This is a genomic window from Micromonospora sp. LOL_015 (genome assembly GCF_048060275.1).
GTDB lineage: Bacteria > Actinomycetota > Actinomycetes > Mycobacteriales > Micromonosporaceae > Micromonospora_E.
In genome coordinates, this window is sequence record NZ_JBHMIO010000029.1 from 59539 (window position 1) to 74434 (window position 14896).

The window sequence follows — 14896 nt, forward strand, 5'->3', positions numbered from 1 at the left end:
GGCGTTACCCGTGGCCAGCCCCTGTTCCCCACCGTCTCCGACGAGGTCTGCGCTGTGAAGTTCTCCTTCCGCCCGGTCGAGGGCGCCTTCTATGAACTGTTCACCAAGGCCGCGCGGAACCTCGTGCGGGGCACCGAGCTGCTCAACGAACTCGCCCTGCCCGGAGTCGACGTCCAGTCGGTCAGCGAGCGGCTCACCGAGGTCGAGCACGACAGCGACCAGATCACCCACGACCTCTACAAGAAGATCAACTCGGCGTTCATCACCCCGTTCGACCGGGAGGACATCTACCGGCTGGGCAGTCAGCTCGACGACGTGATGGACCACCTGGAGGCGGTCGGCAACCTGCTCTACCTCTACGGGCTGACCCAGCTGCCGTCGCTGCCCCGGGAGATGCACGAGCTGATCGCGGTGCTCGATCAGCAGGCCCGGGTGACCGCCGAGGCGATGCCCCGGCTACGGGCGATGAAGGACCTGGAGGACTACTGGATCGAGTGCAACCGGCTGGAGAACGAGGGTGACCGGGCGTACCGGATGCTGCTGGTCCGGCTCTTCTCCGGCGAGTACGACGCGCTCACCGTGCTGAAGATGAAGGAGGTCGCCGACGAGCTGGAGGCTGCCTGCGACGCCTTCGAGCACGTGGCCAACACCGTCGAGACCATCGCGGTCAAGGAGTCCTGAGCCGGGTGAGCGCCGAACTCATCGCCGTCCTCGCGGTGATCACCGTTGCCATGGTCTTCGACTACACCAACGGGTTCCACGACGCGGCAAACGCCATCGCCACCAGCATCTCCACCCGGGCGCTCACCCCACGGGTCGCCCTGATCATGGCCGCGGTCGGCAACTTCATCGGCGCCCACTTCGGTGCGGAGGTGGCCAAGACCGTCGGCAGCGGCCTGGTCGAGCTGCCGGCCGGCGTCTCCAGCCTCGGCATCGTCTTCGCCGGTGTGGTGGGCGCGATCACCTGGAACCTGATCACCTGGTACTTCGGGCTGCCGTCGTCGTCGTCCCACGCGCTGATCGGCGGCCTGGTCGGCGCCACCATCGCCGCCTCCGGCACGGTGCTGTGGGGCGGCATCGCCGGCGACGTGGTGGTGCCGATGGTGCTCTCCCCACTGGTCGGCTTCGCGCTCGGCTTCCTGGTCATGCTCGCCGTGCAGTGGATCTTCCGTAACGGACAGCCCGGTAAGCTCAACCGGGGCTTCCGGATCGCCCAGTCGGTCTCGGCGGCGGCGATGTCGGTCGGGCACGGCATGCAGGACGCCGCGAAGACCATCGGCATCGTGGTGCTGGCCCTGTTCGTCGGCGGGTTCCAGTCCGACGCCGAGACGATCCCGGAATGGGTCTTCTGGACCTCGGCGACCGTGTTGGCGCTGGGCACCTACGCCGGCGGTTGGCGGATCATCCGTACCCTCGGTCGCAAGATCATCGACCTGCGGCCGCCCGAGGGGTTCGCCGCCGAGACCGTCGCCAGCTCGGTGCTCTACTTCAACGCCCTGGTGCTCGGCGCGCCGATCTCCACCACGCACACCATCACCTCGGCGATCATGGGCGTCGGGGTGACCAAGCGGCTGTCGGCCGTACGGTGGAACGTCGCCGGCAACATCGTCGGCGCCTGGATTCTGACCTTCCCGGCGGCCGGCAGCATCGGCGCGGTGATGTACTTCGTCGTCCGCCCGCTGTTCAGCTGACCCGGGTCGCCGACACCAGGTCGGCGAGCAGCGCCTCGACCCGGCGGCGGATCTCGTCGCGGATCGGCCGGACCGCCTCGACACCCTTGCCGGCCGGGTCGGTCAACTGCCAGTCCTCGTACTGCTTGCCGGGGAAGACCGGGCAGGCGTCGCCGCAGCCCATAGTGACTATCACGTCCGAGGACTCGGCGGTGGACCACTCCAGCCGCTTCGGGGTCTGGTCGGTGATGTCGATGCCGACCTCGCGCATCGCCTCGACCGCCGCCGGGTTGACCGACTCGGCCGGCGCCGAGCCGGCCGAGCGGACCTCGACCGCGTCGCCGCCGAGGTGACGCAGCCAGCCGGCGGCCATCTGGGACCGGCCCGCGTTGTGTACGCAGACGAACAGCACACTGGGCTTGCTCACGGTATCTCCTTCGAGGGGTGGGGCGGTCGGTCAGCGTCGGGCGGTCGCCAGGGTGTCGGCCTCGTCGGTCGCCGATCCGCCCGGATCTGCCGGCTGGGCGGGATCTGCCGGCTGGGCGGGAACGGTCGGCTGGGCGGGCTCGGCCGGCACCACGACCTGGTCGGCGGCGCGTCCCACCCCCGGGTAGAGCGACAGCAGCAGGGCGACTCCGACGGCGAGCCCGACGACCTGGGCGACCAGGAACGCCGGGATCGAGGCGGGCTGGATGCCGGCGAAGGTGTCGGTGAAGCCCCGGCCGATCGTCACCGCCGGGTTGGCGAACGACGTCGACGAGGTGAACCAGTAGGCGGCACCGATGTAGGCACCGACCGCAGCCGGTGCCGCGCCGGCCCGGCCCGACCTGGCCAGCGCGAAGACCAGCAGGACCAGGCCGGCGGTGGCGACCACCTCGCCGAGCCACAGGTTGCCCGCCGACCGCTCCTTGGCCGACCAGGTCACCGCCGGCAGGGCGAACATCAGGTTGGCCAGGATCGCCCCGGCGATGCCGCCGGTCACCTGCGCGGCGACGTAGCCGGTCAGATCCGGCAGGGTCAGACCGGTGCGGCTGCGTCGTCCGAGGAACCAGTCGGCGGTCGAGACGACCGGGTTGAAGTGCCCGCCGGAGACCGGGCCGAAGATCAGGATCAGCGCGCCGAGCGCGAAGGCGGTGGCGATCGAGTTCTGCAGCAGCTGCAGCCCGATGTCGTCCGGCGACAACGTCTGGGCCATCACCCCGGAACCGACCACCGAGGTGACCAGCAGGGCGGTGCCGGCGAACTCGGCCAGCAGCCGTCGCCAGAGTGCGATCGGGTTCACGCGTTCTCCAGTTTCTGTAGGTCGTCCAGTTTCTGTAGGTCGTCCAGCAGCCGGCGGACCCGGCGCTCGATCTCGTCGCGAATCGGCCGTACGCCGTCGACGTCCTGCCCGGCCGGGTCGTCCAGCTCCCAGTTCTCGTACCGGGTGCCGGGGAAGACCGGGCAGGCGTCACCGCAGCCCATGGTGACCACCACGTCGGCGGCGCGGACCACCTCGTCGGTCCACGGCTTCGGGTACTCGCCGGAGATGTCGATGCCGCGTTCGGCCATCGCCGTGATCGCTGCCCGGTTGACGTCGTGGCCCGGCTTGCTGCCGCCGGACCAGGCGACCACCGTGTCGCCGGCCAGGTGGGTGAGGAATCCGAGCGCCATCTGGCTGCGGCCGGCGTTGTGGGTGCAGAGGAAGAGCACCACCGGGCGGCCGTCGGAGTGCAGGCCCTCGACCCGGGCCAGGGCCTGCAGCCGCTGCCGGGCGAACCGCTCGGCGAGCAGCGGCAGATAGTTGGGGATGGTGCTGCCGGTGGCGAACTGGTCGTAGCTGGATGCCAGGAACCGTTCGATCGTCTCGGTGTTGTAGGTGCCGTCGAACTCCCGGGCCAGCCGGGTGGCTGCGGTACGCAGCGCCATCTGCTGGTCGATGGACAGGTCGGGGCGGACGGCGTCGGTGACGTCAGACATGGTGGGCTCCGGTGGACGTGGGGGCGGCGGCCCGGTTGGTGATGGCGGGGGCCAGCCGGTGGACCCGGCCGGCGAGGTCGGCGTACGCGGCTTCGAAGGCGGCGTCGGTGTCCATCCGGACCGGGTCCGGCACCGACCAGTGCAGGTCGGGCGCGCCGGCCCCGGTGAGCTCCTCGTGGGCGTTGTCGCAGACCGCGACGACCAGGTCGCCGTCGCCGACGACGGCCGACACGTGTGCGGTGCGGGCCGGGTCGAGGTCGAGGCCGAGCCGGCGGGCCAGCGCCACCGCCCGGGGGTGCACCTGGGTCGCCGGTCGGGTGCCGGCTGAGGCGGCCGGGGTCGGGCCGGTGCGCTGCCAGAGCGCGGCGGCGAGCTGGGAACGGGCCGAGTTGTGGGTGCAGACGAATACCACCCGCTCGACGTCGGCCAGCGGCGGTGGTGCCAGCCCAGCGAGGACGTCCGGCACCAGTTGCAGGTAGCTGCGGCGGCGGTCACCCTCGGACCGGGCACGGCGCAGCAGGCCTGCTTCCTGCAGGACCTTGACGTGGTGGGCGACCAGGTTGCTCGGCAGCCCGAGCCGTCGGCCCAACTCGCCGGGCGCGGCGTCGCCGAGGTGCAGCAGGTCGACCATGGCCAGCCGGGCCGGGTCGCCGAGCGCGGCGTGCACCCGGGCGCGCCGCTCCAGCGGGCGGGCAGGTGGCGGCCGGTCGTCGGCACGGTGACTTGCCTCAGTGCTCATTGACTCAATGATTGCTGAGATATTTGGCGGAGTCAAGCCGACCGAGCGTCCGAACCCGGCCGGTAGACCGGGTCAGACGAATTCCCGACCGGGATCAGTCGTAGCTGACGCCGATCTGACCGCGGATCGTGTCGAGCAGCTCCATGACCTCGAGAGTCACCGCGTGTGGCACCAGCGGACTCTCCCGCAGACCGGCAGCCAGGCAGCGGTGCACCTCGGCCGCCTCGTACTGGTAGCCGTTGCCGGCCGGCTCGACCACGCGCACCACCTCGGGCGCACCGGTGCCCCGGCGGAGAGTGAACTCGCTCGGGCAGATGAACGGGTCCGGCAACGCGATCCGGCCGGTGCTGCCGGTGATCGTCGCCACCACCGGAGTGGCCCCGACGATGCCGCAGGTCAACGCGGCCACCGCGCCCGACTCGTAGCCCAGCAGCACGCCGGTGTTCTGGTCCACGCCCTCGGGGGTGAGTTTCGCCCAGGAGCGCACCGAGTCCGGCCGGCCGAGCACCAGATGCGCCAGGCTTACCGGGTAGATGCCCAGGTCGAGCAGGGCGCCGCCGCCGAGTGCGCGGTCGCGCATCCGGCTCTGCGGCCCGAACGGTCCGGCCAGGCCGAAGTCGGCGTGCACCGAGACGACCTCACCGATCGCGCCGTCGTCGACCAGCTCGCACACCCGGCGTACGGTCGGATTGCACCGCATCCACATGGCCTCCATCAGGAACACGTCCCGGGCCCGGGCGGTCTCCACCAGTTCGGTGCTGCTGGCCAGGTCAAGGGTGAACGGCTTCTCGCACAGCACCGCCCGGTCGGCGGCCAGGCAGGTCATGGTCGCGGCGTGGTGCGCCGAGTGCGGCGTCGCCACGTAGACGACGTCGACGTCACCGTCCGCAGCGAGCTCATCCCAGGATCCGTACGCCCGGGGAATGCCGTAGCGGTCGGCGAACGCCTGCGCGCTGGCCACCGAGCGGGAGCCGACCGCAAGCACCTCGGCGTCGGGCAACAACTGCAGGTCTTCGACGAAGCGGGCGGCGATGCCGCCGGTGGCGAGGATTCCCCAACGAGTCATGCGAGGCACGCTAGCCAGCGAGTCCGTGCGCGGCGACGGCGGGGCGTGCTGGCCGGTCCGCCGGGCGACGACCTACGCTCGGCGGGTGCCCACCGACGACGACGTCACGGCTTTCGCCGCGCCACCCGACCCGATGCTGTTCGCCGTGCCCGAGGCAATGGTCGAGCAGGCCAGCCGGTTCTACGCGGCCGGCCGGGAACCGGTGCGACCACGGGTCGCCGCGACCGTGCTGCTGCTGCGCCCGACGACGGATCCGGGGCCGAGGGGGGAGCCCGGCGGCACCGGGTTCGAGGTCTACCTGATCCGGCGGGTGGCGGCCGTCGCCTTCGGCGGGGTGTACGCGTTCCCCGGCGGCGGGGTGGACCCGTCCGACGCCGCCGGCGAGCTGGACTGGGCTGGGCCAGATCCAGAGCACTGGGCGGCCCGGCTGGGGTGTCCGCCGGACCAGGCTCGGGCAGTGGTCTGTGCCGCTGCCCGGGAGGTGTTCGAAGAGTCCGGGGTGCTGCTGGCCGGTCCGGACGAGGCCACTGTGGTCGACGCGGTGGACGGTCCGGAGTGGGAGGTCGACCGGCAGGCGTTGCTCGCCCGGACGCTGAGCTTCGCGGAGCTGCTGCGCCGTCGGCGGCTGACCCTACGGTCGGATCTGCTCGCCGCATGGAGCCGGTGGATCACCCCGGACTTCGAGCCGCGCCGGTTCGACGCCTACTTCTTCGTGGCCCGGCTGCCGATCGGGCAGGCGACCCGGGACGTGTCCGGTGAGGCGGACCAGACGGTGTGGGCCCGGCCGGGACGGGCCCTGGACCGGGCGGCGGCCGGTGAGTGGCAGCTGCTGCCACCCACCCGGGTGACGCTCGACGAGGTCGCCGGCTGCGCCGACCCGGACGCCGTCTTCGCCGCCGCCGCTGGCCGGGATCCGGCCGTACCGGTGACCCCTCAGTTGCAGGTGGATCCGGACGGGACGGTCAGCTTCGCGGTTGTCAAGCCCTGATCCGGATAGATGATCTTGCGTTACCAAGCGGTGATACTTTGGCGCGCACAAACGCGACAGGGTGCCGGGCGGTCCTCGCCCGCGACCGCTACCGGACGGGACAGATGGCTCCACGACCAGGGACCTCAGCCGCGCGAGGTGCGCCGACGGACGCCGACGACCTCGTGCATCTTGCCGTGCCCGCCGAGTACGTCTCGCACATCGCCCGGCTGATCGAGGAGCTCGACCAACGGCCCAGGCCGATCCCGAAGCCAGCCCGCCGGGCCCGGTCCACCACCCGCGCCGCCAAGGAGTGGCCGGTCGAGGAGCTGCGCCGGTTCGCCCAGGGTCGGTCCCGGACACACCAGACCGTGTTCGCGATCCTCGACCTGCTCGCCGAGCACCCCGGCGAGACCATGTCGGTCGGCGACCTCGCGGCGCGGCTCGGCAGCCCGGTCGACAAGGTCATCGGCGCGCTCGGTGGGCTGACCCGGATCGTCAAGACGTACCATGACTATCCGAAGTGGGGGCTGCCGTTGCAGCGGATGGCCCGGACCGGTTCCGGCCGCTCCGGTGCGGTCAGCTACCAGCTTCCGGTCGAGCAGGCCCGCCGCTGGCGGCTGGTGCGGCGCGGTCGGCCCGAAAGCTGATCACCGACGTAGGCGGCAAGATGCGTCGGCCGAGGTGCGACGCCGGTCACAGTCGAGCGTGGGCTCAGCTCGGACGGCGACCATACAACCGCCGTTCACCTTCTGTTCACCATGCCCCGGTCGGCAGTTTAGCCACGGCTCGTACCGTCCTCGGCGTTCGAGACGGTGAACTCGCCCCCGCGACCCCTGGGCGGCGACTCGCCACCCGACCTCAGAGAGGCAACGCACCGTGAATCGTAAGTCCCTCCGGCTGGCCGCCCTGCCGGTCGCCGTCATGCTTACCCTCGGCGTGGCCGCGTGCGGCGACGACGGTGAAACCGGCACGGATCCCAACGGCGGTTCCGAGAACCCGGTCAGCGGCGACCTCGCTGGCGCCGGCGCCTCTTCGCAGGGTGCCGCGATGGAGGCATGGATCGCCGGATTCACCTACGTCGCCCCGGACGCGACCGTCACCTACGACCCGATCGGCTCCGGCGGTGGCCGCGAGCAGTTCACCAGCGGCGGTTCCGACTTCGCCGGCTCTGACGCGTACCTCGACGAGGAAGAGGTCGCGGCGGCCCTGGAGACCTGCGGCGAGCAGGGCTTCATCGAGTTCCCCGGCTACATCAGCCCGATCGCCGTGGCGTACAACCTGCCGGGCGTCGAGACGCTGAACCTGTCGCCGTCGGCGATCGCCCAGATCTTCGACAACAAGATCACCAACTGGAACGACCCGGCGCTCGCCGAGCTCAACCCGGACGCCGCGCTGCCCGACCTGGCGATCACCGCCGTGCACCGCTCGGACGAGTCCGGCACCACCGAGAACTTCGTCGACTACCTGGCCAAGGCCGCGCCGGCCGACTGGCCGTACGAGGTCTCCGGCGACTGGCCGACCACCGGTGGCGAGGCCGCCGCGCAGACCCAGGGCGTCGCCGCCGCGCTGCGCGGCGGCGAGGGCACCATCGGCTACATCGACGCCTCCCAGGCCACTGACCTCGGCGTCGCCGCGGTCCAGGTGGGCGAGGAGTTCGTGGAGTACTCGGCCGAGGCCGCCGCCGCCGTCGTCGACGCCGCTGAGACCGTCGCCGGTCGCCCCGAGTTCAGCTTCGCCATCGACCTGCCCCGGGACACCGCCGAGGCCGGCGTCTACCCGATCGTGCTGGTCTCCTACCAGCTGGCCTGCGTCAACTACGACAGCCAGGAGAAGGTCGACCTGGTCAAGGCGTTCTTCAACCACGTGATCAGCGAGGAGGGCCAGCAGGCCGCCGCCGAGAACGCCGGCTCCGCGCCGATCTCCGCGACGCTGCGCAGCCAGGCGCAGCAGGCCATCGACGCGATCACCGTCGCCGGCTGAGTCCAGCACCACGTCCAGCCCCTGCGATCCAGGTCCGGACGGTCACCCGGTGGCCGTCCGGACCTGCGGCGTATCCCCGTACCGACCGTCACGACACGGCCTGAGGAGGCGTAATCCGTGACAAAGCCCGCCACCGCGCATAGCGGTACCCCATCGAGTGATCCGCCGCCCGGCGGCGACTCGCCGCGCGGCACGTCGACGGGCGAGCCGCCGAACGCCGAGACCCGTCGGCGGGGCCGGTCCGGTGAACGGATCGGTGACCAGATTTTCTCCGGCACCGCCGTCGGTGCCGGCGTGCTCATCCTGGTCACCCTCGCCGCGGTCGCGGCCTTCCTGCTCTACGAGGGCATCCCCGCCCTGGTCGCCGACCCCGAGGAACTGCCCGGCGGCGAAGGCTTCATCGCATACGTCACCCCGCTGCTGTTCGGCACGGTCCTCGCTGCGGTGATCGCACTGGTGTTCGCCACCCCGCTTGCGATCGGCATCGCGCTGTTCATCTCGCACTACGCCCCGCGCCGGGTCGCCGCCGGTCTGGGCTACCTGGTCGACCTGCTGGCCGCTGTACCCAGCGTCGTGTACGGACTGTGGGGCATCTTCTTCCTCGCCCCGAACATCGTCCCGGTCTACCAGTGGCTGGAGGAGTACCTGGGCTTCATCCCGTTCTTCGCCGGCCCCGCGTCGGCCACCGGCCGGACCATGCTGACCGCCGGTCTGGTGCTGGCGGTGATGATCCTGCCGATCATGACCGCGGTCAACCGGGAGGTCTTCCTGCAGACACCCCGGCTGCAGGAGGAAGCCTCCCTGGCGCTCGGTGCCACCCGCTGGGAGATGATCCGGATGACCGTGCTGCCGTTCGGCCGCTCCGGGATCATCAGCGGCAGCATGCTCGGGCTGGGCCGGGCGCTCGGCGAGACCCTCGCGGTCGCGATGGTGCTCTCCGCCTCCGACGTGATCACCATCAACCTGATCGACTCGGTCAACAGCAGCACCATCGCCGCCAACATCGCGTTGGACTTCCCCGAGTCCAGCGGGCTGGCGGTGAACGCGCTGATCGCCACCGGCCTGGTGCTGTTCGCACTGACCTTCGTCGTCAACTTCGCCGCCCGGGCCGTCGTCGCCCGTCGGCGCGACTTCTCGGGAGCGAACGCATGACCACCATCACCCCGCCCCGGGCACCCGTCACGAGCCCGCTGAACAGCGGCGTACTGCCGAAGTGGGCACCATGGGTGGTGGTCAGCGGCAGCCTGTCGGTCGGCCTGGTCGGCGGCCTCAGCCTCGGGCTTGCCGTCCCGCTCTCGCTGGCCATCGGCGTACTGCTCGTCATGGTGGCCCTGCCGGCTGTCTCCTGGCAGGTCGAAGGCGGTCGCCGGGCCAGGGACCGGTTCGTGACGGTGCTGGTCAGCCTCGCCTTCACCCTCGCGATGCTGCCGCTGCTGTCGTTGATGATCACCGTCACGCAGAACGGCATCCACCGGTTCGACGGGACCTTCCTCAGCAGCGACATGCGGGGCGTGCTGGGTGGGGGCGGCGGGGCGCTGCACGCCATCGTCGGCACCCTGATGATCACCGGCGCGGCCACCCTCATCTCGGTGCCGGTCGGCGTGATGTGCGCCGTCTACCTGGTCGAGTACGGCAAAGGCCGGCTGGCCCGGTGGGTCACCCTGCTGGTCGACGTGATGACCGGTATCCCGTCCATCGTGGCAGGTCTGTTCGCGTTCGCCTTCTTCGCGATCTTCTTCGGCCCGAGCATCCGGTTCGGTCTCGGCGGTGCCGTCGCCCTGTCGGTGCTGATGGTGCCGGTGGTGGTCCGTTCGGTCGAGGAGATGCTCAAGCTGGTGCCGAACGAGCTGCGCGAAGCGTCCTACGCGCTCGGCGTGCCGAAGTGGCGCACCGTGCTGCGGGTGGTGCTGCGGACCGCCGCTCCGGGCATCGCCACCGGCGTGACCATCGCCATCGCCCGGGTGATCGGCGAGACCGCCCCGTTGCTGATCATCACCGGCAGCACCACGGCAACCAACTGGAACCTGTTCGACGGCCGGATGTCCTCGCTGCCGATCTTCACCTACTACTCGTACAGCATCCCCGGTGCCCGGCCGGAGTTCGGTGTGGAACGTGCGTGGGCAGCGGCGCTCACCCTGTTCGTCATCGTCATGGGCCTCAACCTGGTGGCCCGGCTGATCTCCCGCTTCTTCTCCCTGCCGACCAGCCGCTGACCGCGGAAAGGACCCCTCAAGTGGCCAAGCGCATCGAAGTCTCCGACCTCGACATCTTCTACGGCAATTTCAAGGCCGTGGAGCAGGTCGACATGACCATCGAGCCGCGTTCCGTGACGGCGCTGATCGGCCCGTCCGGCTGCGGTAAGTCGACCTTCCTCCGCTCCTTGAACCGGATGCACGAGGTGGTGCCCGGCGGCCGGGTGACCGGCAAGGTCGTGATGGACGGCGACGACCTGTACGGCGTCGGCGTCGATCCGGTCGCGGTACGGCGGCAGGTCGGCATGGTGTTCCAGCGACCCAACCCGTTTCCGACGATGTCGATCTACGACAACGTGGCGGCCGGGGTGAAGCTCAACGGCGGTCGGATGCGCAAGGCCGACCTCGACGAACTGGTCGAGCAGACGCTACGCGGCGCCAACCTGTGGGAGGAGGTCAAGGATCGGCTGGGCCGGCCCGGTTCCAGCCTCTCCGGCGGGCAGCAGCAGCGGCTGTGCATCGCCCGGGCGATCGCCGTCAAGCCGGCGGTACTCCTGATGGACGAGCCGTGCTCCGCGCTGGACCCGATCTCCACTCTCGCCATCGAGGACCTGATGCACCAGCTGAAGGCCGAGTTCACTATCGTCATCGTCACGCACAACATGCAGCAGGCGGCCCGGGTCAGCGACCGTACCGGCTTTTTCAACATCGCCGGCACCGGCCACCCCGGCAAGCTGATCGAGATGGACGACACGCAGCGGATCTTCAGCAACCCGAAAGTCAAGGCGACCGAGGACTACATCACCGGCCGGTTCGGCTGACCCGCGCGGGCATCAGCCGGTCGGCCGAGGCCGGCGGTCAGCGCCGGCGGTAGGTCACGTCGGCCGACCAGCGCAAAAAGCCGAGCCGGGTGTAGAGCCGTACCGCGGCGGTGTTCGACTCGTCGACGTAGAGCATCGCCCGGTGCAGCCCGGCGGTGGCCAGGTGCCGCAGCCCGGCCAGGGTCAACGCGCGGCCGAGACCGCCGCCGTGCGCGTCCGGGTCGACTCCGAGTACGTAGACCTCGCCGACCGCCGGCCCGGTGTGCACCTTGGTCCAGTGGAAGCCGAGCAGCCGGCCGGCCGGATCCTCGGCGAGCAGGAAACCGGCCGGGTCGAACCACGGCTGCGCGATCCGGGCATGCAGCTGCGGCAACCCCCAGCGGCCCTGCTCGGGGTGGTCGGCGAACGCCTTCGCGTTGAGCGCCACCCAGGCCGCGTCGTCCTGACCTGGCACGAAGGACCGGATCCGTACCCCGGCCGGCAGGTCCGGCTCGGGCAGCGGGTCGGCAAGCTTTCGGCGCAGCTGTAACAGCACCCGGTCGCGGACCAGGTCGTGGTCGAGGGCGAGGGCGGCGGCCGACGGGTGGTCGCCGTGCGCCCAGACGCGCAGCGGGACGGCGGGCTCGACGGCGTCGAGCAGCCCGGTGAGCAGTAGACGACCGTACCCGCGTCGCCGGTGCGTCGGGTGGACCACCAGCTCGGCGACCGAGCCGGCCGGGTCGGTCGGGTCGAGGTTCGCGTACCCGATCATCTCGCCGGTCGGGGCGGTCAGCGTGAGGTGCCGGGCGGAGGCCGCGTCCCGCAGTCCGATGACGACCTGCTCCGGCAGCGGGTCGGCGCCGTCGGTGTCGGCGGCGGCCGCAGCCAGCTTCAGCACCTGGTCGACCTGGGTAGGGTCGAGCCGGTCGGACCGCTCGACGGTCGTGGTCGTCTGGGTCACCCGCTCAGCCACGTGCCCCACCGTATCTCCCGCCGGGTCCGCCCGTCGCGGCGCGGTGGATCAGCGGGCCGGTGGATCAGCGGGCCGGTGGGTTCGCCGGCGCGGCTGGTTCGCGGGTCAGAGCTGGCCGGTGCGCAGGTGCAGCCGGCGGCTGCGCTGGTCGGCGGGTTCGGCCATCGGCGGCAACGCGTCAACCAGGAGACGCTGCCGCAGGTTCGGCAGGATCGAGCGCAGCGCCAGCACCGTACCGGTCCGGTTGCCACCGGCGTCGTGCAGCAGCACGATCGACCCGGGTACGGCCTGCGCGGTCACCGTCGCGGTGATGCTGCCCGCACCGGGCTGGATGTAGTCGGCCGGGTCGATGGTCCAGTGGATCGAGGTCATGCCTAGTTCCCGCGCGACCTCGACCACGGCGGGAGTCCAGAAGCCACCGGGTTGGCGATAGTAGGAGACGGGGTGGCCGGGGGCGGCGGCCCGGATCGCCTCGGAGGTGCGGATCAGATCGGTGCGGATCGCGGCGGTCGGGTAGCTGCCGAGGTCGAAGTCGTGGCTCCACGAGTGGTTGCACAGGGTGTGCCCGTCGGTTGCGATGGCTCGGACCAGCTCCGGATGGGCGACCACGTTCCGGCCGACCAGGCAGAAGGTCGCCTTCACCCCGAACTGGCGGAGCACGTCGAGGGTCTGCCGGGTGTGCACCGGGTGCGGGCCGTCGTCAAAGGTGAGGGCGACCGCGGCGCTGCCGCTGGTCCGTCGGGTGCCGTGCGGTCCGCTGCGGTCGGGGGCCATCGGGGCGTACGCCGGTAGCCGGGCTGCCGGCTGTTCGGGGTCCGGAGGTTCGGGGTCCGGCCTAACGCCGTCCAGCTTGTCGGGGTCCGGTACCCCGGCGGGTGACGACGGCACCGCCGTGGGCCGGGCCGGTGGTGACATCAGGTCGGGGTCGGGTCCGCTGCGGGCCGGTGCCGGTGCCGGTGCCGGTGCGGGTGTGGGCACCGGGTCGGCCCGTTCAGCCGGCGCACTGCTGGAACCGAGAAGGTACGCGCTGGTAAGGACGGCCGTCACAGCCGCACTGGCGTAGGTCAGGCCGCGTAGACCCGCCAGCACCGTCACTGCAGCCTCCCGCCGTCGGTCGGTTGTCGACCCGAGGCTATGGAGACAGCAGTTGCTGCTAAGGCGAAACAGGAGAGAGCTAACTTAAACGATCTATTCGGACGAAAAACTGAAGCGCCATCCGGACAGTTTCGGATGGCGCCTCAGTTGACGTTTCAGGGTTGTGCCACGGTAGGTGGCGGAACCCGCTAGACCGACAGCCGGTCCGGCTGGAACTGGACCTGCTCGCTAGACCGGCAGCGGCGCGGGCTCAGCATCCGGCAGCGACGAGCGGCTCGGCGGCACCACGAACTTGTAGCCGACCTGGCGCACCGTGCCAATCATCGACTCGTACTCCGAGCCGAGCTTGGCCCGCAGGCGACGCACATGCACGTCGACCGTCCGCGTACCGCCGAAGTAGTCGTAGCCCCAAACCTCGCGCAGCAGCTGGTCGCGGGTGAAGACCCGCCCCGGGTGCTGGGCGAGGAACTTGAGCAGCTCGAACTCCTTGTAGGTCAGGTCGAGCGGGCGGCCCTTGAGCTTGGCGGCGTAGGTGTCCGGGTCGATGGTCAGCTCGCCGGCCCGGATCAGCCCGCCCGCGCCTGATGTGGCGTTGGTCAGCCGACCTACCGCCAACCGCAGCCGCGCCTCCACCTCGGCCGGGCCGGCGCTGGCCAGGATGACGTCGTCGACGCCCCAGTCGGCGTTCAACGCGATCAAACCGGCCTCGGTGACCACCGCGACCAGCGGGACGCCCAGTCCAGTGGCGTGCAGCATCCGGCAGGTCGCACGGGCCTCGGACAGCTCCGACCGGGCGTCGACCAGGACCGCGTCCGGGCTCGGCCCGGAAACCAGGGTGCGGACGTCGCGGGGCGCGGTCCGCACCGAGTGGGGGAGCAGGTCGAGTGCGGGCAGTACGACCGACGGCTCGCCCGCACGGGCCGTTACCAGTAGCAGGATCTCCACACATCACCTCCGTCCTCGCGGCCTGTCCCGGCCGCGCGTGGTGACCGCGGACGCCGGCCACGTGGCCGTCACCGCAGACAGTGGCGTCGAAACCCGGCTTCGCTGACGGGTGGTCAAGCAATGAGCTTAACCGATTAGGTGCCGGAAACAGCGCGGCGATGAGCTGTTCATCTGTGCAGTCGGCCATAGCGGCGCCGCGCCGTCGCCAGCGGGCCACCCGTCGCGTCTGGCACCATCAGGGCGTGCATCCCTCCACGCCATCCGAGGCCGGTCGCGGACAGTGGCCTGACGGTAGCCGGGAGTCGCCGGCCGGGCCGCCGCCCGGCAGGCGGCCCGGCGGCATGCGGGGCGGCCCCGGTCGCGCCGTCGTCCCAGGGCCGCCGGACTCCGGCCCACCGGTGCCGGGCCGGGCACCGGCCCCAGGTCGGGCACCCGGTCCCGCTCCCGGTCGGGCACCCGGTCCCGCTCCCGGTCGGGCACCCGGTCCCGCTCCCGGTCGGGCACCCG

Annotated in this window: 16 protein-coding genes; 8 read left to right on the plus strand and 8 right to left on the minus strand. The window is 71.1% G+C overall.

Features of this window, described 5'->3' with window-relative positions; genetic code table 11:
* The first annotated feature begins 54 nt into the window (after positions 1–54).
* Together ACFHWU_RS21205 and ACFHWU_RS21210 are read left to right on the plus strand one after the other, a co-directional pair.
* Positions 55–681 (plus strand): DUF47 domain-containing protein, encoded by a 627-nt coding sequence (locus ACFHWU_RS21205; RefSeq protein ID WP_416551864.1) that lies wholly within the window; start codon positions 55–57, stop codon positions 679–681.
* A gap of 5 nt (positions 682–686) precedes the next feature.
* Positions 687–1691, plus strand: coding sequence for an anion permease (locus ACFHWU_RS21210; protein ID WP_416551863.1), 1005 nt, complete (start codon positions 687–689; stop codon positions 1689–1691).
* Here the strand turns inward: ACFHWU_RS21210 and ACFHWU_RS21215 are convergent.
* The 5 genes from ACFHWU_RS21215 to ACFHWU_RS21235 all read right to left on the minus strand — a co-directional run bounded on the left by ACFHWU_RS21215 (position 1684) and on the right by ACFHWU_RS21235 (position 5434).
* The gene (locus ACFHWU_RS21215) at positions 1684–2097 is read right to left on the minus strand and encodes an arsenate reductase ArsC (protein WP_416551862.1); all 414 of its coding nucleotides are present in this window, start codon (positions 2095–2097) and stop codon (positions 1684–1686) included. The genes ACFHWU_RS21210 and ACFHWU_RS21215 overlap by 8 nt on opposite strands.
* Before the next feature lie 30 nt (positions 2098–2127).
* A complete protein-coding gene (locus tag ACFHWU_RS21220) occupies positions 2128–2952 on the minus strand; it encodes an aquaporin (protein ID WP_416568945.1) in 825 nt (274 codons plus the stop codon).
* Positions 2949–3629, minus strand: coding sequence for an arsenate reductase ArsC (locus ACFHWU_RS21225; protein ID WP_416568946.1), 681 nt, complete (start codon positions 3627–3629; stop codon positions 2949–2951). The genes ACFHWU_RS21220 and ACFHWU_RS21225 overlap by 4 nt, the downstream gene beginning before the upstream one ends.
* A complete protein-coding gene (locus ACFHWU_RS21230) occupies positions 3622–4368 on the minus strand; it encodes a helix-turn-helix domain-containing protein (protein ID WP_416551859.1) in 747 nt (248 codons plus the stop codon). Before ACFHWU_RS21230 ends, ACFHWU_RS21225 begins: the two co-directional genes overlap by 8 nt.
* A gap of 94 nt (positions 4369–4462) precedes the next feature.
* Positions 4463–5434 (minus strand): Gfo/Idh/MocA family protein, encoded by a 972-nt coding sequence (locus ACFHWU_RS21235; RefSeq protein ID WP_416591393.1) that lies wholly within the window; start codon positions 5432–5434, stop codon positions 4463–4465.
* A 133-nt stretch (positions 5435–5567) separates the two neighbouring features.
* Between ACFHWU_RS21235 and ACFHWU_RS21240 the strand changes: the two genes are divergently transcribed.
* From ACFHWU_RS21240 to pstB, 6 genes are all read left to right on the plus strand, one after another.
* Entirely contained in the window at positions 5568–6422 is an 855-nt protein-coding gene (locus ACFHWU_RS21240; RefSeq protein WP_416552082.1) for an NUDIX hydrolase, read from the plus strand.
* Between the two features lie 104 nt (positions 6423–6526).
* The gene (locus ACFHWU_RS21245) at positions 6527–7051 is read left to right on the plus strand and encodes a hypothetical protein (protein WP_416551857.1); all 525 of its coding nucleotides are present in this window, start codon (positions 6527–6529) and stop codon (positions 7049–7051) included.
* A gap of 229 nt (positions 7052–7280) precedes the next feature.
* Positions 7281–8384: a phosphate ABC transporter substrate-binding protein PstS gene (gene pstS, locus ACFHWU_RS21250; RefSeq protein ID WP_416551856.1), complete on the plus strand. Its 1104-nt coding sequence runs from the start codon at positions 7281–7283 to the stop codon at positions 8382–8384.
* 117 nt (positions 8385–8501) lie between these two features.
* Positions 8502–9536 carry a phosphate ABC transporter permease subunit PstC gene (gene pstC, locus ACFHWU_RS21255; RefSeq protein ID WP_416551855.1) on the plus strand — a complete coding sequence of 345 codons (1035 nt, stop codon included), beginning with the start codon at positions 8502–8504 and terminating at the stop codon, positions 9534–9536.
* Entirely contained in the window at positions 9533–10597 is a 1065-nt protein-coding gene (pstA, locus tag ACFHWU_RS21260) for a phosphate ABC transporter permease PstA (protein WP_416591394.1), read from the plus strand. The genes pstC and pstA overlap by 4 nt, the downstream gene beginning before the upstream one ends.
* 20 nt (positions 10598–10617) lie before the next feature.
* Positions 10618–11397, plus strand: a complete 780-nt coding sequence (pstB, locus tag ACFHWU_RS21265; RefSeq protein WP_416551853.1) for a phosphate ABC transporter ATP-binding protein PstB — start codon at positions 10618–10620, stop codon at positions 11395–11397.
* Positions 11398–11434: 37 nt separating this feature from the next.
* Here the strand turns inward: pstB and mshD are convergent, their stop codons facing one another.
* The 3 genes from mshD to ACFHWU_RS21280 form a co-directional block, all read right to left on the minus strand.
* A complete protein-coding gene (gene mshD, locus ACFHWU_RS21270; RefSeq protein WP_416551852.1) occupies positions 11435–12349 on the minus strand; it encodes a mycothiol synthase in 915 nt (304 codons plus the stop codon).
* A gap of 105 nt (positions 12350–12454) precedes the next feature.
* Positions 12455–13444, minus strand: coding sequence for a polysaccharide deacetylase family protein (locus tag ACFHWU_RS21275; RefSeq protein WP_416551851.1), 990 nt, complete (start codon positions 13442–13444; stop codon positions 12455–12457).
* Between the two features lie 228 nt (positions 13445–13672).
* Positions 13673–14389, minus strand: coding sequence for a winged helix-turn-helix transcriptional regulator (locus ACFHWU_RS21280; RefSeq protein ID WP_416551850.1), 717 nt, complete (start codon positions 14387–14389; stop codon positions 13673–13675).
* Between the last annotated feature and the right edge of the window lie 507 nt (positions 14390–14896).